This is a genomic window from Mesorhizobium sp. M6A.T.Cr.TU.014.01.1.1 (assembly GCF_004022765.1).
In the GTDB taxonomy this organism is placed as follows: Bacteria; Pseudomonadota; Alphaproteobacteria; order Rhizobiales; family Rhizobiaceae; genus Mesorhizobium; species Mesorhizobium mediterraneum.
The window spans coordinates 27,583-48,358 of record NZ_RZPG01000027.1 but is presented as its reverse complement, the minus strand read 5'-3'; the positions used below and the strand labels follow the sequence as shown (position 1 = coordinate 48,358).

Sequence of the window (20,776 nt, the reverse complement as noted above, 5' to 3'; positions counted from 1 at the left end):
GATCATGGTCTAGTCCTTCTCGACCAGTGTTAGCGAAACGCCGGCGCCATCCAACACCTCGCGCATCTGGGGTTCCAGTTCGCGACCTGTGAAGACGGCGTCGAACGCCTTGAGATCGGTCAGGAAATGCAGCGCCGTGCGGCCGAACTTACCGTGATCGACCAGCAGATATTTACGCGCGGCGGCGGCCATCATCAGCCGCTTGGTATGGACCACTTCCTGGTCCTGGTGGAAGGCGGAAGCGCCGTGGATAGCCGACGACGACAGGAAGGCCACATCGGCGCGCAACGATCTCAACGTGTCCTCGGCAAGCAGGCCGAAGAAACCGTGAAACTTCTTGCTGTACTGGCCACCGAGCGCGATCAGGGTGATCCCGCCAACGCCTGCCAGATCCTGTATGACGGCCAGATTGTTTGAGATCACCGTCAGCGGGCGGAGATCCGCAAGGTGGCGCGCAATGCCGCCGGCGGTCGAGCCGTCGTCGATGATCACCGTCTGGCCCGGCTCGATCATCGCCACCGCGGCAGCCGCCAGGCGCTGCTTCTCCTCACCGGCCTGCTTCTGACGGTAGCGGAAATCGCTTTCGAACAGGCCGCTCGGCTGGATCGAGGCACCGCCGCGCACCTTGCGCAGGAAGCCGCTTTCCTCGAGTTCGTCGAGGTCGCGATGGACGGTCATCTTCGATACACCGAAGCGCGTGGCAAGGTCATCGACGCTGGCCGTGCCAGTATCCATCAGAAAATCCATGATGCCTTGCCGCCGGCCGTCGCTCTTCATTGTCCAGCCTGTTCCCTGAATCCGGCTCGTTGCGAGTCCACCGTGGCGGAAACGCCGAGCCACAGCCATTATAACAGAGTAAATCGCATATGCGTCAGATTTTTTGTGATAATGTTACATTTCTTTGGGATATTATTCGCTTTGATTGCTGTCTTGTAACAAGAATTGCTCCCGGCGGCATGGCCAAAGGTTGCGGTTCTCTGGAAATCCGGCCAGAAGCATCAGTGGGCTGAACGACGACCGGACGGCTCGCAACCATAGGCTTGAAACCAAATACGGGAGACTATTGGGTGGCTCGCATCACATTGAGACAATTGCTCGACCATGCCGCCGAACACGGCTATGGCGTGCCTGCGTTCAACATGAACAATATGGAACAGGGCCTCGCCATCATGGAGGCCGCCGAGGAGACCAAATCGCCTGTCATTCTGCAGGCGAGCCGCGGGGCCCGTGCCTATGCCAACGACGTCGTGCTGGCCAAGCTGATCGATGCGCTGGTCGAGATCCATCCCGACATCCCGGTCTGCATGCATCTCGACCACGGCAACAACGAAGCGACCTGCGTGACCGCGATCCAGTATGGCTTCACCTCGGTGATGATGGACGGGTCGCTGAAGGAAGACGGCAAGACGCCGGCAGACTACGACTATAATTCGGGCATCACGCGCCGCGTGGTCGACATGGCGCACTGGGGCGGCGTGTCTGTGGAAGGCGAGATCGGCGTTCTCGGCTCCCTGGAGATGGGCGGCGGCGAACAGGAAGACGGCCACGGCGTCGAGGGCGCCGTCAGCCATGACCAGTTGCTGACCGATCCGGAGCAGGCGGTGCAGTTCGTCAAGGACACGCATGTCGATGCGCTGGCCGTCGCCATGGGCACCAGCCACGGCGCCTACAAGTTCTCGCGCAAGCCGGACGGCGCGGTTCTGGCCATGAACGTGATCGAGGAGATCCATCGCCGGCTGCCGAACATGCACTTGGTCATGCACGGCTCGTCCTCGGTGCCGGAAGAGCTGCAGGAGATCATCAACAAATATGGCGGCCAGATGAAGCCGACCTGGGGCGTGCCGGTCGAGGAGATCCAGCGCGGCATCAAGCACGGCGTGCGCAAGATCAACATCGACACCGACAACCGCATGGCGTTGACCGGCGCGATCCGCAAGGTGCTGACCGAGAACCCGAGCGAATTCGATCCGCGCAAATATCTGACGCCGGCAATGGCCGCGATGAGGAAGCTGTGCAAGGAGCGCTTCGAGCAATTCGGCACCGCCGGCAACGCGCCGAAGATCAAGCCGCTGCCAGTCTCGGAAATGGCCAAGCGCTACAAGTCGGGCAGCCTCGATCCGAAATTCGGCTGACGTATTCTGGTTCTGAACAGGAGCCGCATCGGCTCCTGTTCATCTATCCCGCTTTCGGCAGGAGAGCGGCTCTGCCGGTCTCGATAAACGGCGCCCAGTAGTCGACCGACTCGCGTATCATGGCGACGACCTGATGGTCGACCGGCTCGCGTTCGCGAAACGACAATTCCAGGCAGATCTCGTTGTCGACGCCGCCGCCGCGGCGAACCGTCTCCAGGAATTTTTCCGGTGTGATGCGGCCGTCCTTGTTGTAGGCGGCAATGAACGGCCAATGACCGCCCTTATTCATCGAAGACTGCTTGATGTGGATGATCGGCGATACTTTGGGAAACGCTTCGGCCCAGGCATAGGGATCGATGTCGTCCGGATTGCTCGACGTGACGTCGCCATGGTCGATATCGACCATCATCTCCATCGGGATGGCCATGCCGGCTGCTTCGATCTCGTTTTGCAGGGCCCGGCAGCTCTCGATCGTGTGGCCGAATTCACGGCCGACCGACATCGGCTCCCAGAAGAGGTAGCTCAAACCGGCCGCCTTGGCATGCTCGGCGACCTCGCGCCAGCATTCCAGCGCGATGTCGAAAAGCCGCGCGCGACGCTCCGGATTGTCGAAATCCCTGTGCGTGAAGATCGCAAACTGCGTGCCCATGCCGCTGGCGCCGAGCTCGGCGGAAATATCGGCAAAGGTCTTGAACCAATCGACATAGTAGCGGCGCACATCGGCGTCAGGGTGGCCGAAATGATTGAGCCTGCCGTAGGGGCCGGTCATCCCCGACGTCACGCGCACGCCGGTGCGGTCGAGCGCGGCGCGGAACAGGCGGAGGAATTTCGAGATCGTCGCCGCCGGCCAGCCGGGATTGACGAATTCATGCGTCAGCTGCACGTCCCTGATGCCGATGTCGTAAGCGATCGCATCGATCAGATCGTCCGGTTCGGCAAAGCGATTGACCAGCGGATTGGTGTTGAGGGAAAGCGTAAAGGCCATCAGCTTGCTTTCACCAGCCGGCTCGCGCACCAGTCTTCGAAAGTGGCTCTTTCTGCGGCGGACAGATGCAGACCGTGCTTGGTGCGCCGTTCGAGAATATCGGCTGATGTCAGCGCCCATTCGTGCTCGAACAAATAATTGGCTTCGCGTTCGAAGAAATCCTTACCGAAGCACCGCCCCAGGTCGGTGAGCGACTGGGCCGCACCGACCAGAACCCGCGTCCTGGTGCCGTAGAGCCGGCCATAGTGCTTGACCAGCGACGCCGGCATCCAGGGATATTCGCGGCCGAGATCGCCGAGAAACTGCTCGAAGTCGGCGTTGGCGATATCGCCACCCGGCAGATAGCTTTTCGACGTCCATGGCTTGCCCATTTTCGGAAAGAACGGGGCGATCTTGTCCAGCGCGTGCTCGGCCAATTTGCGGAAGGTGGTGATCTTGCCGCCGAAGACGGAGAGCAGCGGCCCCTGTCCGGCCGAGGCGTCGAGCTCGAAAATATAGTCGCGCGTCACCGCGCTCGGATTGTCGGCGTTATCGTCATAGAGCGGCCTGACGCCCGAAAACGAGTAAATGACATCGCTGCGGGCAAGCCCGCGTTTGAAGTAGCGGTTGACCACCTTGATCAGGTAGTCGACCTCGCTGGCATCCGCCGCTACGTCTTCCGGCCGCCCATCATAGGGAATGTCGGTGGTGCCGATCAGCGCCAGATCGATCTGGTAAGGATTGATGAAGATAACGCGCTTGTCGCTGTTCTGGACGAGATAGGCCTGCCGCCCTTCCCAGAATTTCGGCACGACGATGTGGCTGCCCTTGACCAGGCGCACGTTCCGCTTGGAATTCTGGCCGGCCACGCGGTTGATGATATCGTTGACCCACGGCCCGGCGGCGTTGATCAGCGCCCGCGCCCGAACCGTGGTCCTGACGCCGGTTCGGCTGTCGCGCATCTCGACCGACCACAGGTCGTTTTCACGGCGGGCGGCGGTGCAGGCGGTTCGCGTAAAGACCTTGGCTCCGCGCTCCGCCGCATCGAGCGCATTGATGATGACGAGACGGGCGTCGTCGACCCAGCAGTCGGAATATTCGAAACCGCGCTTGAACGCGTCCTTGATCGGCGCGCCTTCGGGCGCGGTGCGCAGGTTGAGCGTTCGGGTGCCCGGCAGCCGCTTGCGGCCGCCGAGATGATCGTAGAGGAACAGGCCGAGCCGGACCAGCCAGGCCGGCCGGTCGTCAGGGCTGTGCGGCAGCACGAAGCGCATCGGCCAGATGATGTGGGGAGCGGATTCGAGCAGCACTTCGCGCTCGATCAACGCCTCGCGCACCAGCCGGAACTCGTAATATTCGAGATAGCGCAGGCCGCCATGGACGAGCTTTCCGGATCGCGAACTGGTGCCTTCGGCAAGATCGTCTTTTTCGCATAGAATGACGGAAAGGCCGCGGCCGGCTGCGTCGCGCGCGATGCCGGCGCCGTTGACGCCGCCGCCGATGACGAAGAGATCGACGATTTCAGTGGCGCCGCTCATCTCGCCGGGTCCTCTATGCCTAGATTTGCTTTCATGGCTGCCGCAACCTCAGCATGGGTTGACCGGCGGAAGGCCGGCGATGTAGCGGCGCACCTCTTCGGCGGCTTGCTCGGCCGCATAGGTCACCGTGCGCACCGAGGCACCGGCGATATGCGGCGTCAACGTGACGTTCGGAAGCTGCAGCAGCGGCCAGTCGGCAGGCACCGGCTCGACCGCGAACGTCTCCAGCATGGCGCTGCCGATGTGTCCCGAGACGAGAGCATCGTAAAGTGCGTCGTAGTCGACCAGCGGCCCGCGCGCGGTGTTGATGAAGATCACCCCCGGCTTCATCCGCGCGATGGTGTCCTTGTTGATCAGCCCGCGGGTCTCCTCGGTTACTCGGGAATGAAGCGTGACCACATCGGAGCGGGACAGGAGATCGTCGAGCGCGACCAGTTCAACGCCGGCATTGCGGTCTTCGGCGCTCAACTGCACATAGGGATCGGACACCAAAATTCGGCAACCGAAGGCGCGCAAAAGGCGGACCAGTCGGGTGCCGATGTTGCCGTAGCCGATGACGCCGACGGTCATTTCGTTGAGCTCACGGCCGGTGCGATCGGCCCGGTAGAGATCGCCGCGCCATTCCCCCTTGCGCAAGGCTTCGTGCCCGACCCGGATCAGCCGCGTCTCGGCAAGGATGGCGCCGATGGTGAACTCGGCCACAGCACTCGCATTGCGTCCCGGCACGTTGACGACGGTGATGCCGTGGGCCTTGGCGGCAGCCATGTCGATGTTGATCGGGCCACCGCGCGATACCGCAACCAGCTTCAGCGTGGGCAGGCGTTGCATCATGGTCTCGGAGAGCGGCGCAAGCTGGGTGACGAAGATCTCGGCATCCCCGATGAAATCGACCACCTCGTCCGGATCGCCAAAATACTCCTTGACCTTGTCGAGGCCGAGCGCCGCATTGCCGAATTCCATCGGCTCGTCGGGCCATGCCGCCTCAAGGGTACGGATATCGAGATTGTCGCCGCAGGCCTTCTCGATTTTCTCGCGAAACACTTCGGGAAGCATGAAGCGGTCGCCAATGATTGCAATCTTCTTACGCATGCTCGACTTCTCAGTTTGCCTTGGATGCGGCCATCGAACGCCAGACCGGCCGCAGCGCCTCATGCGCCAATGTGTAGGACGGAACCGCCCGCTCATAGATCGCGGCAAGTTCTCGGTCGCTCGGCTCCGCCGCGCCAAGCAGCGGCGTGACCCATTCGCCGACGCATTCATCCATCGACTTGTATTGGCCGACGCAGACCGCACCGATCATCGCGGCGCCCGCAGCACCGGCTTCCTCGCGTTGGCTGGTGCGAATGGCCGCGCCGACGACAGCACCCAGGATCTTGCGCAGAGCCGGGCTTCTGGCTGCACCGCCGGTCAGCCGGATTTCGCTCGGCAGCGGCCCCATGGCGGCATAGCAATCGCGTGCCGCGAAGGCCAGCCCCTCGAAAACGGCGCGGACCATGTCGGCGTAGCCGTGCCGTGACGAAATGCCGACGAAGCCGGCCCTTGCATTGGCGTCGACGAACGGCCCCCGCTCGCCGGCCTCCGACACATAGGGCTGATAGAGCAGCGACGCCGGCTCGGATGACGATATCCATTCATCGACCAGCGCGATCATCTCGCCATTGGTGCGCGTTATGCCTTGCGAGGCGAGTATGCCGGAGGCGAGGCTAAGGACCCAATCGATGTTGAGTGTCGCCGCCATGTTCGACTGCATCTGCGCAAAGACGCCGGGCACCGGCATCGTCATCGTGTAGCCGGTCGCGGCTTCGTTGAGCAGCACCTCGTCCGGCGTCTGCGCAAGCCGCATATGCATGCCGGTGGAGCCGATGATGGAGCAGCCGGGCTTGCGCTCGCGGTCGAGCAGGCCGGCGCCGAGCGCGGTGCAGGCCACGTCGACATAGGCCAGCACGACCGGCGTACCGGCGAGCAGCCCAGTCGCTCCGGCGGCCGCCGCCGACAGGCCGGCGCTATGCCTGGTGCCGTCGACGATCGGCGGCAGCAAATACCTGAGATCAGTGACGCCGAGCACCTCAAGCACCTCGTCGCAATAGCCGCGGGTGCGGAAGTCACCGAAGGTGAAGGTCCCTTCCGACGGGTCGGTGGCGCGCTCGCCGGTCAGCTTGTAATAGAGCCAATCCTTGCAGTGGAACGCCGTCGCCGCCCTGCCAAGCATTTCGGGCATGTTGCGCTTCATGAAGGCGAACTGCGGTCCCTGCTGGCAGGCGGCTAGACCGCTGCCGGTCTTTTCGAAGCGCAGCCGATCCTCCGGTCGCGCCCGGATCTCCTCTACGACCCCTGCAGCGCGCGCGTCGAGCCACAGCCAGCCCTTCGAGACCGGCTCACCGTCCTTGTCGATCAGCCAGGTGCCATCACCCTGTCCGGTCACGGCGATCGCGATGGTGCGGCTGGCGAGGTCCGGCACCTTGTCGGCAAGCTGGCGCAAGGTGGTCGCGGTATCGGCCCAGGTGCGCGCCAGATCCTGCTCGGCGCCGCCGCCCGGCAACGTCTCATACCGGTTCGGCACCGCCGCGGCCGCGAGCTGCCGGCCCGCCGTGTCGAAGGCGACCGATTTGATGACAGACGTGCCGGCGTCGATGCCGATCAGCACATCCCGCATCAGGCAAGCTCCATGCCGTGCGAAATGGCCATGCCGCTGGACTGATCGAAGACGTGCAGGTTTTTCGGATCGATGCTGATGTTGATCGGCGCGCCAAGCTCCAGCCGGGTCCGGTCATGTTCGACCAGGACCAGCGAGCCGCCGGCGAAATCCGCCGCTATATGCGTCTGGTCGCCGAGCCACTGGTTGGCCGAAACCGTGGCCGGCACGCCGTCCTTCGAGCGGCGAACCGCATAGGGCCTGATGCCGATGACGACCCGCTCCCGCTTGAGCAATTCGTCGCGAACCGCGCCGCTGAACGCGTCCTTGTCATAATCAAGCGAAAGCCCGTCGGGTAGCCGCAGATTGATCTTGTCGGCAGCCGTGCCGACATAGGCCTCGAAGACATTCATCGGCGGCTCACCGACGAAGGTGCCGGTGAAAAGGTTGGCCGGCCGCTGCTTGATCATGTCGGGCGTGTCGAACTGCTGCAAGACGCCGCCTTCCATCACCGCGATCCGGTCGGCCAACGCGTTGGCCTCGGTCTGGTCGTGAGTGACCAGGATCGCGGTCAAGCCACGCTCCTTGATGAAGTGCTTGATGCGGCCGCGCAGGACGGCGCGAAGCTGCGGCTCGAGCTGGCCCATCGGTTCGTCCAGCAAATGCAGATCGGCCTGCCGGATCAGCGCCCGGCCGAGGCTGGCGCGCTGCTGCTGGCCGCCGGAGATGGAGCTCGGATAGCGCTCAAGAATATCCTCAATCTCGAGCAGCTTGGCGATGCTGGCAACCTTCGCGTCAACCTCGCTTTTCGGCAGCTTGGCCGCCTTCAGCGCAAACGCCATGTTCTCGCGCACGGTCAGCGGCGGATAGAGCGAATAGCCCTCGAATGCCATCGCCACATTGCGCTTGACCGGCGCCAGCGTGTGCACCTTGCGGCCGGCAACCGAGATGGTGCCGCGCGAGACCTCCTCGAAGCCGGCGATCATGCGCAAAGTCGAGGTCTTGCCGCAGCCTGACGAACCGAGCAGGGCGACGATCTCGCCCTTGTCGATTTCGATCGTCAGATTCTGGACGGCATGCACGCCCCTGTCGATCGGACCGTAGAACTTGTCGACGCCTGAAATGGCGAGTGCGCTCTGGCTCATGCCGCTTCTCCGCTGCGCAAATTGACGACGTTCTTCGAGCCGATGCGGTCGCCGCTCGCACGATCGAACAGCAAAGCGCTTTTGCCGTCGACGGCGATGTGGGCCCTGCCTTCGCTCTGACCCGGTGTTCCGGCCGGCCGGGAGACCAGGATTTCGCGGCCGCGCACGGTGCGCACCAGCGTGACGATCTTTTCGTTGAGCGGCGTCTCGGCCTCGACCGTCACCGGTATGGCGGCCGGCGTGCCTTCATCGACGAAGCTCAGCGCTTCCGGCCGCAAGCCGATCACGCAATCGCGGCCGACCGTCGCATCATAGGCGCCCGTCAGATGGACCTGGACGTTCGACAGGCCGACATAGATGCCCTTGGCATCGCGCGACGGCTTGACGTCGAGCAGGTTGATGGTTGGATCGCCAAACAGCCGCGCGATCTCGATGTTCGCCGGCTCACGATAGATCTGCTCGGGCGTGCCGAGCTGCTTGATGACGCCTTGCGACATCACCGCGATGCGATCGCCGAGCGCCATGGCCTCCTTATAGTCCTGGGTGACGTAGACGACGGTCGCGCCACGGTCGGCCAAAAGCCTTGGCAATTCGAGCCGCATTTCGAAGCGCAGTTTGGCATCGACGTTGCGTAGGGGATCGTCGAGCAGGAGCACCGGCGGCGAGCCGACCAGAGCGCGGGCGAGCGCGGTGCGCTGCTTCTGGCCGTTGGACAGCGCCCGTGGCTTGTGGCTGAGCACATGGCTGATCTTGAGCAGCTTGGCGACGCTTTGGACGCCCGCCTTGATCGCACTTTGCGACGAACGGCTGGCTTCCAGCGGTGTCGCAATGTTGTCGAAGGCGGTCATGTGCGGAAACAGCGCGAAATTCTGGAACGCCATGCCGACGCCGCGGAACTCGGCATCGAGGTCGGTCATGTCTTCGCCGCCGATGAAGATCTTTCCTTCATCGGGGTCGATGACGCCGGCGACCAGCCGCAGAAGCACTGTCTTGCCGGCGCCGGACGGTCCGAACAGGACCAGGGTTTCGCCGTCGGCGACGGTCAGCGACAGATTGTCGAGAACAGTCTGGCTCTTGTAGCGCTTGACGACATTTCGCAGTTCGAGGCTGGCCATCGGAGCTATCCTTTCACGGCGCCAAGCGACAGGCCTTCGACGAGATAGCGCTGCGCATAGAGGGCAAGCGCCAGCGTCGGCGTGATCGACAGCACGATCGCCGCCGAGATCTGGCCATACTGGATACCGGAGGAAGTGATGAAAGCCAGCGCGCCGACCGTCACCGGCTGCTTGTCGGCCGAGGCGAGCACCAGCGCGAAGACGAAGTTGTTCCAGGCGAAGATGAAGGCGAGCAGGCCGGCAGCCGCAATGCCGGGGCCGGCGAGCGGCAGCGCGATCTTGCGGAAGGTGGCGAACCAGGAATGACCGGCGATGCGATAGGCATATTCGATGTCGGCCGGGATATCCTCGAAATAGCCGCGCACGATCCATAGGATCAGCGGCAGACAGATCAGCTGATAGACCCAGATCAGCCCGATATAGGTGTTGGCCAGTCCAAGCTTCTGGAAATAGAGGGTCAGCGGCAGGAGCACCAGCAGCGCCGGCGCAAACCTGAACGACAGCAGCGTGAAGGCGATGTCTTCCGAGCCCCGGAACTTATGCCGCGCAAAGGCGTAGGCCGCGGGAACGCCGAGCAACAGCGCGACGGCGACCGAGGTGACCGACAGGAACACCGAATTCCACAGGTTGCGCATGAAGGCGATGTCGAGCGTACCGGCCGCCGTCGTCAGCTTTCCGGTGATGAGCGCGGTGTAGTTGGCCAGCGTCGGCTTGAAGACAAGCTGCGGCGGAATCCGCAGGATGGTCTCGTTGGTCTGGAACGACATCATGAAGATCCAGACGATCGGGAACATGAAAAAGATCACGACCAGCGTCAGCGCTACGCCGCGCAGGATGCGTTCGAGAAGCGAGGTGTGCTCCATCTCAGCCTCCTATGCCTGGCCGCGGGCGCGTTCGCGCAGCCGCAGCCAGTTCTTGATGAAGATGTTCGAGAGGAAATAGGTGATCGCCCACAGGATGATCATCAGCGCCGCCGAGCGGCCGACATTGGTCGACTGGAAGAAGTTGAGGTAGGCCTCGACCTGGAAGACGGTCAGCGTGTCGCCCGGACCGCCCTGGGTCATGGCATAGATGATGTCGAACTGCTGGATGGAATCAAGCAGGCGAAACAGCGTCGCCGTCAGGATGTAGGGCGTCAGCATCGGCAAGGTGATGCGGAAGAACACGAAACTCCTCGGCACGCCGTCAAGTGCCGCCGCCTCGAAGGGCTGCGTCGGCAGGCTGCGCAGCCCGGCAAGCAGCAGGATCATGATGAAGGGCGTGTAGACCCAGATGTCGACAAGAACCACTGTGAAAAGCGCGGTCGACGGAGACGAGGCCCAGCGGAAATCCTGCAGCCCGATCAGGCCGGCGAGATAGCTCAGCACGCCAAAGCCGGGATTGGTCATCAGCTTCCACATCAGCGCGGCAAGCGCCGGCGCCGTCATCAGCGGCATCAGCAGCATGATCGAGATGAAGTTGTTCAGCGTCGAGCGCTTCTGCAGCAGCATGGCGATGCCGAGACCGAGAAGCAGTTCGAGCAGGACGGTGATACCGGCATAGAGCAGCGATATCTCAAGCGTGTTCCAGAACTTAGGGTCAGTGAAGAAGGAGATATAATTGTCGCCCCAGTTGAACTGCCGCGCCCAGGGCTGGCTCAGCCGATAGCGCTGGAACGAATAGACAACCGATGTGAAGAACGGGATCAGGATGCCGATGCAGACGAGCAAGGCCGGCAGGCTGAGTACATAGGGCAGCACCCTCTTGCTGATCCTGAAGCCGGAAGGCCTGTTTCTTCGCATTGTCGCCGCAGTCATCGTGGTGTTCCGTCATCTCTGTTGCTTCGCCCTGCCGGCCGCCCAGGGAGCTAGGCAGCCGGTTGGGCGAGTGGCGGCACCGCCAGTGGTTGAGCATCGGATTTTCCCAAAACCGGTTTCCACTTTTGGGTCCGATGCTCCAGGCGCCGCTTCGCAGTGGAATGGCCGGCTGGCCCGCAAAAGCGGGCCAACCGTTCGCCAGGACTCAGCCGAGCCCGGCTTCCTTGAGCTGGCCGTCGACGCTGGTGGCCAGCATGTCGAGGCCTTCGTCGACCGGCACCTCCTTGGCCACCATCTTCTGCAGCGTCGCCGCCCATTCGGTGGTCAGATCGAAGAACAGCGGCTGCGGGGTGAACTTGATGCTGGCGCCCGGCGCCGAGACGTCGAACATCTCGACATAGCCCGGATAGCTCTTGTTCAGCTTCTCGCGGAACATCTCGTCCTTCCAGACCGACTGACGGACCGGATTGACGAAATCCATCTTGGTCGCGCCGAACAGCGCATGCTCGGGCCCTGATGCCCATTGCATGAAGTACCAGGTGGCGTCCTTGTCCTTCGAGAAATTGGACATCGACAACGACCAGATCCAAATGTTGGGCGTCGGCGCCTTGGCTGCGGGATTGGCCTTGAAGGCGGAAAACGCGAGCTTGCCGGCCATCTTGTTGTCGCCGCCATTCATGAAGTAGCCGAGGATGTCGGCGTCGAAGATCATCGCCGAAGCGCCGGCGCCAAGATCGGTGCCGACCTGATACCAGGTGTAGGTCGACCAGTCCTTGGGGCCGCTCTCCTGGATCATCTGGACCCACTGCTTGTGGAAGGCCTTGGATTCGGCGGTGTTCATCGCGGCCGACAATTTGCCGTCAGCCGAGACATTCAGGTCCTTCTGGTCAAAGTTGGCGTAAGCCGACAGGAAGCCGGGATGGATCGTCGCCCAGGAGCGCGAGCCGCGCACGCCGATGCCGTAGACGCCGCCACCAACATCCTTGGTGAGCTTCGCCGCCGTAGCGACCATCTCGTCCATATTGCCGGGAACGCTGACGCCGACCTTGTCGAACATACCCTTGTTGTAGGTGATGTTGTTCTGTTCGAAGCCCCATGGAATGCACCACTGCTTGGCGTCGTCGGAGCCGAGCACTCCGCCGGGCTGGCCGTTCCAGGCGCAGGATTTCCTGACGCCGGGCAGGAAGTCGTCCCAGGCATAGTTCACGTTGGTCTTGGTCGGATCCTTGATCCACTCGTTGAGATCGGTGATCCAGCCGGCCGGGCCATAGGTCCAGGTCATGTAGGCGCCGGTCATGAAGGCATCGTATTCAGGCGAACTGGCCGACAGCGCAGCGGTGACCTTGTCGAAATAGACGTCTTCTGGAAACACGTCATAGACGACTTCCATGCCGGTCAACTTCTTGAAGTTTTCGAGGTTGGCGATCATCGCATCCGCATAAGGATGCTTGTTGAGCAAGAGCTTGATGGTCTTGCCCTTGTGCGCCTGCCAGTCGAAATCCGCGGCGAGCGCGCGGGTCTGCCCGAGATTGAGCAGCGTGCCGGCCGTGCCGGCGGCAAGGCCCATCGCGCCAAGGCCCTTGATCAGCCCACGACGATCGACTTGTCCGCGCAGGAACGCATCGATCAGGTCTTTTTCTTTCTCATGCATTTGTCTTCTCCTCCACAGGGTAGTTTCAATCGAATGGTTGCCGGCTACCCGACCGGCGTCTGCTCCACGAGTGATCGCGCCGTCCGCTCATCGGTGACCAAGCCTTTGAGATAGCGGCCCTCCAACACCGATTTGATGGCACGAACCTTCACCTTGCCGCCGGCAACGGCGACAATCCTGCGATTGCTGATGTCTTCGCGCGCCAGCGCCAGCGCCCGGTTGGAAAGGGTCGTCTCGACCGCCTTTCCAGCATCGTCGAAGAAATGGCCGAGCAATTCGCCGACGCCCCCCTTGCGGCGGATCTCCTCCATTTCGCCCTTCTCGATCATGCCGGTGGCGACCAGCGACGCCTCGCGCTCGGCAGTGCCGATACCGGCAATGAGCAGGTCGGCGGCCTTGCCGAGATCGAAGACCTCGCTGATGCCCTTCTGCCCGAGCAGCACGGTTCGATCCTCGACCGTGTTGGCGAACATCGGCACCGGCATCACATAGGCTTCCGCGCCGGTCCGTTCGGCCAGGCGGTGAATGACATCGTGAGGATTGGCCGAGAACTTGCGCGTCAGGCCGCCAAGCAGCGAAACGAAACGGGTCTTTTCGGCCGATATGCGCGGCAGATATTCCACGCAGGCGGCGAGCGTGCGGCCATGGCCGACGCCGATCAGCGTATCCTCGCCACGTTCGATCTCACGCTTGAGAAACTGCGCGCCGGCGATGCCGAGCGCCTTGAGGGGCAAGTCTTCGCCATCGAAGTCGGGAACGACCTCGCAGTAATCGAGGCCGTAGCGGCTGGACAACTCGTCTTCGAGCGCCACGCATTCCGACACTTCGCCGTCGATATAGACTTTGACCAACCCTTCCTGATTGGCCTTGGTGATGAGGCGATGCGCCTTGAGGCTGGTCAGGCCCAACCGCTTGGCGACCTCCGACTGGGTCAGGCCGCCAGCATAATGAAGCCAGGCGGCACGCGTCGCCATGCTGGTTTCATCGTCGCGCAGGAGGCCGTTCCCAAAACCAACCATTTCCACCCTAAGATATTTTTATCAGTTGGTGCAAAATTTTTCACAAGGCGTCGCCGGAGTCAAGCGCCACGTGGTTCAAATCACGCTAAGTGGCCAAAAACCGGCCATTGGCTGCCGTGGAGCGAAAGACCCTCAATTGACTCGGCTTGGATTTAAAACGTTTGCAATCCAGCTGAAACCCATTACAAACGCTTCAAACACTCGATCCGGAGGAACGGTGCCGACCCGCGTCACCACGCTCAAGGAACTTGCAGCGCAGCTCGACCTGTCGATCACCACGGTGTCGCGGGCTCTTGCCGGCCATCAGCAGATCGCCTTGAAGACGCGCGAGCGCGTCACTGAAGCCGCGCGCCAGGCGGGCTACGTGCCCAACACGGCGGCCCGCACGCTGGTCTCCGGTCGCAGCGGTTTTGTCGGCATCGTGCTGCCGGTCCGCGGCTCCAATCTCGTCGATTCCTTCCTCGGCGAATTCGTCACCGGGCTTGGCGAAGGGCTGGTTTCGCATGGCACCGACCTGATCCTCGCCGCCGTGGCGCAAGGCCAGTCGGAACTTTCCGTGCTTCGCCATGTTGTCGAATCCGGACGTGCCGATGGCGTCGTCGTCACCCGCATCGCCGAGGTCGACGAACGGCTCGCCTATCTGCGCCAACGCAATTTCCCGTTCGTCGCCCATGGCCGGCTGCTCGACACCGACTTCGCCTACAACTGGCTCGACACCGATGGCGCGCACGCCTTCGGCGAAGCCTTCGATATGCTCTACGATCTCGGGCACCGCCATTTCGGCCTGGTGACGATCGCCGAGCCGATGACGTTTCGCCATCTGCGGCAAGACGGGCTCGCCGCAGCGATCGCGCGCCGAGGCGATCCGTCGGTCAGGCTCGATGTGGCGACGGCGCCGCGCTTCGATCGCGGCGCCCGCATCCAGGCCATCAACCGGCTGTTGCATGCTGACGAGCGGCCGACGGCCATCGTCGCGCTGTTCGACGAACTGGCGCTCAATGTCATGGAAGAGGCCACCCGCGCCGGCCTGACCATCCCTCGCGACCTCTCGGTCATCGGCTTCGACAACATCGCCGCCTCGGCCTATGCGCCGCCGGGCCTCACCACATTCGATGCCTCGATCCGCCAATGCGCGCGCGAGATCGGCGAGATGCTGTTGACCGTCATCGGCGACGGGTCCGCCGCGCCGCTGACGCGGCTGATCCGGCCGACCTTGGTTTCGCGGGCAAGCCATGGCCCAGCACCCACAGGACCGGCACCCATAGGAAAAAACTGATGCCGGGGGCGGCGCACAACCAGTGAGGAAGACCACGATGAATGCGTTGAAGACATTGGCCGGCGCCGCACTCGCGCTGTCGATCGCGATCGGCGGCGCGCAAGCCCAGGTGCTGTTCTGGTCGACGCAGGCGCGGCCTGTGGAGGAGACACAGAAAATGCGCAGCGAAGTGCTGAAAGCGTTTGACGGCCAAGTCGACTACCAAGTCGCCGAGGACGGGCCGTGGCTCACCCGCCTTCAGGCCGAGCTGCAGGCCGGCTCCGGCACCATCGGCGTGCTTGGCGGGCTGCACGGCGACTTCTCCACGGTCGGTGCGGACCTTGTCGATCTGTCCGGCGTCGATGTGGGGGGTGTCAAGCTCAACGAAGCCTACAAGAAGCTCGGCGTGCTCGGCACAGGCGAACAGAAATATCTGCCGTGGATGCAGGCCACCTTCCTGATGGCAGCCAACAAGCAGGCGCTGCAATATCTGCCGGCAGGAACCGATCTCAACACCATCACCTATGACCAACTGATCGAATGGGCGAAGAACATCGCCGAGAAGACTGGCTCGCCGAAATTCGGCTTCCCGGCCGGACCGAAGGGGCTGAAGCACCGTTTCTTCGAGGGTTTTCTCTACCCATCCTACACCGGCTCGATGGTGACGAAGTTCCGCTCGGCGGAGGCAGAGACCGCGTGGAACAAGTTCAAAGAATTGTGGCAGTACACCAACCCGAATTCAACCAACTATGCCTTCATGCAGGAGCCGCTGCTGACCGGTGATGTGTGGGTGGCGTTCGACCATGTGGCGCGGCTTGCCGATGCGTTCAACCAGAAGCCCGACGAGTTCGTCGCCTTCCCAGCGCCGGCCGGCCCAGCGGGTCGCGGCTACATGCCGGTGGTCGCCGGCGTCGCCATTCCGAAGACCTCGCCGGACGTGGACAAGGCCAAGGCACTGGTCGCCTACATGATGAAGCCGGAAACGCAGATCGCGACGCTCAAGGCCACCAACTTCTTCCCCGTGGTCGACGTCAAGCTGCCCGACGACATGCCGGCCTCTGTGAAAGCCTTTGGCCCGGTGATCGCCACCATGACCGGCGCTCCGGATGCGCTGCCGGCGCTGCTGCCAATGGGGCTCGGCGATCTCGGCGGCAAGTTCAACCAGGTCTACACAGACAGTTTCGAGCGCATCGTGCTCGGCGGCCAGGATGTGCGTGGCGTGCTCGAGGAACAGGCGACGGCGCTCAAGGCGCTCATCGACCAGTCCAAGGCACCGTGCTGGGCGCCCGACAAGCCATCCGAAGGCGCCTGCCCGGTCGACTAGAATCCTCCCGAGGGGCGTCCGGAAGCTGTTGCGCTCCGGGCGCCCACCCTTTCATACGCCGCACCGAGAACACACCATGCACGGCAAGGCCCTGCCCTATCTGCTGCTGATGCCGGCGACGCTGTTTCTGTGCGTCTTCTTCCTCTACCCGTTCGCGCTGGTCGCCTTTGAGGCTTTCACCCGCGATGGCGGCTTCACGCTGGACAATTTTCGCACCATGACCGGCAACTGGAAATTCCCGGTCGCATTCTGGAACACAATCCTGCTCGCAGCTATCGTCGTACCGATCCAGCTGGTCATGGCGCTGTTGATGGCCACGGTGGTGTCTAGGCTCGAAACCGGGCGGGGTGCGGCGCTCTACATCTTCGCCATTCCGCTCGGCATCTCCGATCTCGCCGCCGGGCTGATCTGGCTGGCCATCTTCGACCAGTCGGGCTTCCTCAACACGCTGCTGTCGAACCTCGGCCTCGTCGACAGGCCTGTCATGTTCCTCGGCTACCAGAGCAAGCTATCCATCTTCATTGCCGTGATACTGGCCGAGATTTGGCGCGCGACGGCAATCATGATGGTCATCCTGGTCGCTGGCATGGGGTTCATCCCCCGGGAATATCACGAGGCAGCCGAAGTCTTTGGCGCGAGCCCGTGGAAGCGCTTCGTCAAGATCACGCTGCCCTTGTTGCGCCCCAGCCTGCAGACGGCGATCATCCTGCGCGTCATCCTCGCCTTCGAGGTTTTCGCCGTGGTGGCGGCGCTCGGCGGCACCAATTTTCCGGTGCTGATGGGTGAGACCTACAACTGGCAATTCTCGTTGCAGGACCGCAACGTTGCCGCCGCTTTCGCGCTGCTCATCCTTGCCATCTCGGTCGGGCTCACGCTGTTCTTCCTGCGAGTGCTGCGCGTGCCGAAGGAAGCACGCATATGAGCGCCGTCGCAGAGATGCCAATCGCCGCGCCCGCGGCCCGTAAGGCCGGCAACTGGCTGCTGGTCGCCACCGTCATCCTGCTCTCCGTCTGGGTGCTGCTGCCGATCTATCTTCTGATGGTCAACGCCTTGTCGTCGCCGGAAGAGGTCACTGCCTTTCCGAAACGCTTCTTCCCTTCCTTCGATTTCGGCAGCCTGTCTTTCTTCATCAATTTCGCCGGCGTCGGCAGGGCGCTGTGGAACTCGGTCCTCGTCGCCACGCTGACGATGATCCTCTCGATCGGCTTCGGCGCGCCCGCCGGCTACGCGCTGTCGCGCTTCGATTTTCCGGGCAAGGGCACGTTCCGTTTCCTGGTGCTGATGACCCGCGCCTTTCCGCTGCCGCTGCTGGCGCTGCCACTTGCGGTGATGTTCATCCGCACCGGCCTCGACGACACCGCCATCGGGCTGGCGCTGGTCCACACCACGCTGGCGCTGCCCTTCGCGGTGCTGATCACCTTTTCACTATTCTCAGGCATTCCGGTAGAGCTCGAGGAAGCGGCTTGGACGCTCGGCTGCACCCGCCTACAGGCTTTTCGTAAAGTCATCCTGCCGCTGGCACTGCCCGGCATCGCGGCCTCGGCGGTCTTTGCCTTCACCATCTCCTGGAACGAGGTGTTTGCCGCCGCCGTGCTCACCATAGAGAACCGGACGCTGACCGCCTTCCTGCTGCAGAGCCTCGGCGAGTCGCCGCTCTATCTCAAATTCGCCGGTGGGGCGGCACTGGTCATCCCAGCGCTGATCTTCATCTTTGCCGTCCGCAAATACCTGTTCGCCATGTGGGGGATCGCCAACCGATGACGCGCGAGAGGGAGAAAGCCGATGGCTGAGATCGCCATAAAACAGGTGGCCAGACGCTTCGGCGGCTTCACCGCGCTGCATTCGATAGACCTCACCATCGCCGACCAGGAATTCATGGTGCTGCTCGGCGCCTCGGGCTGCGGCAAGACGACATTGCTCAGGATCGTCGCCGGATTGGAAACGCCGAGCCAGGGCGAGATTTGGATCGGCGGCCGTCGCGTCGATCATCTGCCGCCGCGCGACCGCGGCATCGCCATGGTGTTCCAGAACTATGCGGTCTTCCCGCATCTGACCGTATTCGAGAACATCGCTTTCGGTTTGCGCATGAAGAAATTGCCGCAGCAAGAGGTCGAACGCCGCGTCACCCGCACCGCCGAGCTCATGCATATCGAGCAATTGCTGAAACGCTATTCGGGCCAGCTTTCCGGTGGCCAGCGCCAGCGTGTAGCGGTGGCGCGCGCTCTCGCCATGGAGCCCGACGTCATCCTGATGGACGAGCCGCTGTCCAACCTCGACGCGCTGCTCCGGCTCGAAATGCGCGCCGAGCTCAAGGGCGTGCTCGCTGCATCGAAGACCACCACCATCTATGTCACTCACGATCAGGTCGAGGCGATGAGCCTCGCCGACCGCATCGCCGTCATGCATCAGGGCCACATCGTCCAGGCCGCCTCGCCGGTCGAGGTCTATCGCAACCCGGCCGCACGCTTCGTCGGTTCCTTCATCGGCAACCCGCCGATGAATTTCATCCCCGCGACGAAGACTGCGAACGGAAGCTGGACCGTCGCCGGCCTGACGCTGCCCGGCCCGAAATCGGACAAGCACAAAATTGAATTCGCCATTCGCCCCGAAGATGTCGACGCAGGTGACGAGGGGCTGCATGCCACCGTGCGCGTCGTCGAGCCGCTCGGTCCGCATACGCTGGTCACCTGCGACGTTGAGGGTGGGCTGTTTCGCGCCATCCTCGAATCGAGCGCTGCGATCGCCGTCGGCGACCACCTGCGACTTGCGCCCAAAGCCGATCGCATCCGCTGGTTCGACCCTGAAACCACCAACGCCCTTTGATCCCGCCAACGCCCTTCAATCTGCCAACGCCCTTCAATCGCGAAAGTACGAACGCTTCAATGATCTCTCTTGCCGTCAACGAAACCATCGCCCGTGCCGTCGAGGTGCTCAGGGAAAACGACCACGGCGACTACACCATCCCGACCAAGGGCCTCTATCCTTTCCAGTGGAATTGGGATTCCTGCCTGACCGCTCTCGGTCTTGCCCACTATGACGAGGCGCGCGCCTGGACGGAGATCGAGACGCTGTTCGCCCATCAATGGCCGGACGGCATGGTGCCGCATATCGTGTTCCATGTCCTGAACGACAGCTATTTCCCCGGGCCGGAGGTCTGGAGAACCAACCGCCCGACTGCCACCTCCGGCATCACCCAGCCGGCGGTGGCGGGCTTTGCCGTGCGCCGCCTGTTCGACCGGGCCAAGGATAAGAAACTGGCGGCCGAGCGCGCCCGCGCGCTGCTGCCGAAGATCGACGCCTGGCATCGCTGGTTCTACGAAAACCGCGATCCAAGGGGCGAAGGACTGGTCGCCATTATCCATCCTTGGGAGTCCGGCCGCGACAATTCCATCGACTGGGACGACGCCTTCGAGCGCGTGCCGACCGAAGGCGTCGAGCCTTACACGCGCCGCGACACCCTGCATGCCGACCCGGCGCACCGGCCGACCAAGGCGCAATATGACCGCTACCTCTGGCTGCTGCAGCATTTTCGCGCACTTGGCTGGGACAATGCAAAGCTGCACGATGCCTCACCCTTCCAGATCGTCGATCCCGGCTTCAACGCCATCCTGATCCGCTCAGCGGCCGACCTTGCCGATCTCGCCGAGACGCTTGGCGAAATGGAGATCGCAAAAGCCAATCGCGCCCGCGCCGAAAAAGGGCTTTTGGCGATGGAGCGGCTGTGGAGCGATGCGCACGGCCAATATCTCTGCCTCGACCGCGTCATCGGAAAGCTCGTCGACAGCGCTTCGGTGGGCGGCATCCTGCCGGTCTTCTCGGCCATCCCGAAACCCCGTATCGCTGCAATCGCCGCCACCATCGAGCGTATCGCCGGCAAGGCACGCTATATCGTCCCGTCGCACGACCTCGATGATCCGCGCTTCGACGCCAAGCGCTATTGGCGCGGGCCGGTCTGGCTGGTGGTCAACTACATGATCGCCGACGGCCTTGCCGCCTCTGGCCACACGCAGGTTGCGCAGCGGATCACGCGGTCGAGCGTCGACCTGATCGCCGAGAGCGGCTTTGCCGAATATTACGATCCGCTCAGCGGCGAACCGCTCGGCGGCGGCCGTTTCACCTGGACGGCGGCAATGGTGATCGAGTTCCTGAGGAGTGAGAGATGAGTCAAATGGGGTTCTTGCCAAAGACCCCATTTCAGCGTGCCA

18 protein-coding genes are annotated in these 20,776 nt (G+C 62.9%); 7 read left to right on the top strand and 11 right to left on the bottom strand.

Annotated features, from left to right (window positions below; translation table 11 throughout):
* Window positions 1-9: 9 nt before the first annotated feature.
* A complete protein-coding gene (locus tag EN885_RS25915) occupies window positions 10-777 on the bottom strand; it encodes a DeoR/GlpR family DNA-binding transcription regulator (protein WP_127203680.1) in 768 nt (255 codons plus the stop codon).
* Between the two features lie 290 nt (window positions 778-1,067).
* Between EN885_RS25915 and fba the strand changes: the two genes are divergently transcribed.
* Complete coding sequence (gene fba / locus EN885_RS25910; RefSeq protein WP_095483847.1) at window positions 1,068-2,132, top strand: class II fructose-bisphosphate aldolase; 1,065 nt, start codon at window positions 1,068-1,070, stop codon at window positions 2,130-2,132.
* Between the two features lie 43 nt (window positions 2,133-2,175).
* Here fba and EN885_RS25905 read toward each other — a convergent pair whose 3' ends face one another.
* The 10 genes from EN885_RS25905 to EN885_RS25860 all read right to left on the bottom strand — a co-directional run bounded on the left by EN885_RS25905 (window position 2,176) and on the right by EN885_RS25860 (window position 13,992).
* Window positions 2,176-3,117: a TIM barrel protein gene (locus EN885_RS25905; protein WP_095484013.1), complete on the bottom strand. Its 942-nt coding sequence runs from the start codon at window positions 3,115-3,117 to the stop codon at window positions 2,176-2,178.
* A complete protein-coding gene (locus EN885_RS25900; protein ID WP_128243578.1) occupies window positions 3,117-4,634 on the bottom strand; it encodes a glycerol-3-phosphate dehydrogenase in 1,518 nt (505 codons plus the stop codon). The genes EN885_RS25905 and EN885_RS25900 overlap by 1 nt, the downstream gene beginning before the upstream one ends.
* Window positions 4,635-4,682: 48 nt before the next feature.
* On the bottom strand, window positions 4,683-5,723 hold the full coding sequence (locus EN885_RS25895) for a 2-hydroxyacid dehydrogenase (RefSeq protein ID WP_126103396.1): 1,041 nt from the start codon (window positions 5,721-5,723) through the stop codon (window positions 4,683-4,685).
* Between the two features lie 10 nt (window positions 5,724-5,733).
* Window positions 5,734-7,287 (bottom strand): FGGY-family carbohydrate kinase, encoded by a 1,554-nt coding sequence (locus tag EN885_RS25890; protein ID WP_128243577.1) that lies wholly within the window; start codon window positions 7,285-7,287, stop codon window positions 5,734-5,736.
* The gene (locus tag EN885_RS25885) at window positions 7,287-8,411 is read right to left on the bottom strand and encodes an ABC transporter ATP-binding protein (protein ID WP_128243576.1); all 1,125 of its coding nucleotides are present in this window, start codon (window positions 8,409-8,411) and stop codon (window positions 7,287-7,289) included. Before EN885_RS25885 ends, EN885_RS25890 begins: the two co-directional genes overlap by 1 nt.
* Complete coding sequence (locus EN885_RS25880; protein WP_128243575.1) at window positions 8,408-9,526, bottom strand: ABC transporter ATP-binding protein; 1,119 nt, start codon at window positions 9,524-9,526, stop codon at window positions 8,408-8,410. Before EN885_RS25880 ends, EN885_RS25885 begins: the two co-directional genes overlap by 4 nt.
* Before the next feature lie 5 nt (window positions 9,527-9,531).
* Window positions 9,532-10,389 (bottom strand): carbohydrate ABC transporter permease, encoded by an 858-nt coding sequence (locus EN885_RS25875; protein WP_095483841.1) that lies wholly within the window; start codon window positions 10,387-10,389, stop codon window positions 9,532-9,534.
* Between the two features lie 9 nt (window positions 10,390-10,398).
* Window positions 10,399-11,322, bottom strand: a complete 924-nt coding sequence (locus EN885_RS25870) for a sugar ABC transporter permease (RefSeq protein ID WP_128243574.1) — start codon at window positions 11,320-11,322, stop codon at window positions 10,399-10,401.
* Between the two features lie 205 nt (window positions 11,323-11,527).
* On the bottom strand, window positions 11,528-12,973 hold the full coding sequence (locus EN885_RS25865; RefSeq protein ID WP_095483839.1) for an extracellular solute-binding protein: 1,446 nt from the start codon (window positions 12,971-12,973) through the stop codon (window positions 11,528-11,530).
* A 44-nt stretch (window positions 12,974-13,017) separates the two neighbouring features.
* The gene (locus EN885_RS25860; RefSeq protein ID WP_095483838.1) at window positions 13,018-13,992 is read right to left on the bottom strand and encodes a sugar-binding transcriptional regulator; all 975 of its coding nucleotides are present in this window, start codon (window positions 13,990-13,992) and stop codon (window positions 13,018-13,020) included.
* Between the two features lie 217 nt (window positions 13,993-14,209).
* Between EN885_RS25860 and EN885_RS25855 the strand changes: the two genes are divergently transcribed.
* The 6 genes from EN885_RS25855 (at window position 14,210) to EN885_RS25830 (ending at window position 20,734) form a co-directional block, all read left to right on the top strand.
* On the top strand, window positions 14,210-15,268 hold the full coding sequence (locus EN885_RS25855) for a substrate-binding domain-containing protein (protein WP_128243573.1): 1,059 nt from the start codon (window positions 14,210-14,212) through the stop codon (window positions 15,266-15,268).
* 37 nt (window positions 15,269-15,305) lie between these two features.
* Window positions 15,306-16,571 (top strand): ABC transporter substrate-binding protein, encoded by a 1,266-nt coding sequence (locus EN885_RS25850; RefSeq protein ID WP_128243572.1) that lies wholly within the window; start codon window positions 15,306-15,308, stop codon window positions 16,569-16,571.
* Window positions 16,572-16,647: 76 nt separating this feature from the next.
* Entirely contained in the window at window positions 16,648-17,493 is an 846-nt protein-coding gene (locus tag EN885_RS25845; RefSeq protein ID WP_127203667.1) for a sugar ABC transporter permease, read from the top strand.
* Entirely contained in the window at window positions 17,490-18,332 is an 843-nt protein-coding gene (locus tag EN885_RS25840) for a carbohydrate ABC transporter permease (protein WP_095483834.1), read from the top strand. Before EN885_RS25845 ends, EN885_RS25840 begins: the two co-directional genes overlap by 4 nt.
* Window positions 18,333-18,353: 21 nt before the next feature.
* The gene (locus EN885_RS25835; RefSeq protein ID WP_127203666.1) at window positions 18,354-19,394 is read left to right on the top strand and encodes an ABC transporter ATP-binding protein; all 1,041 of its coding nucleotides are present in this window, start codon (window positions 18,354-18,356) and stop codon (window positions 19,392-19,394) included.
* 59 nt (window positions 19,395-19,453) lie between these two features.
* The gene (locus EN885_RS25830) at window positions 19,454-20,734 is read left to right on the top strand and encodes a trehalase family glycosidase (protein WP_128243571.1); all 1,281 of its coding nucleotides are present in this window, start codon (window positions 19,454-19,456) and stop codon (window positions 20,732-20,734) included.
* The last annotated feature ends 42 nt before the right edge of the window (window positions 20,735-20,776 follow it).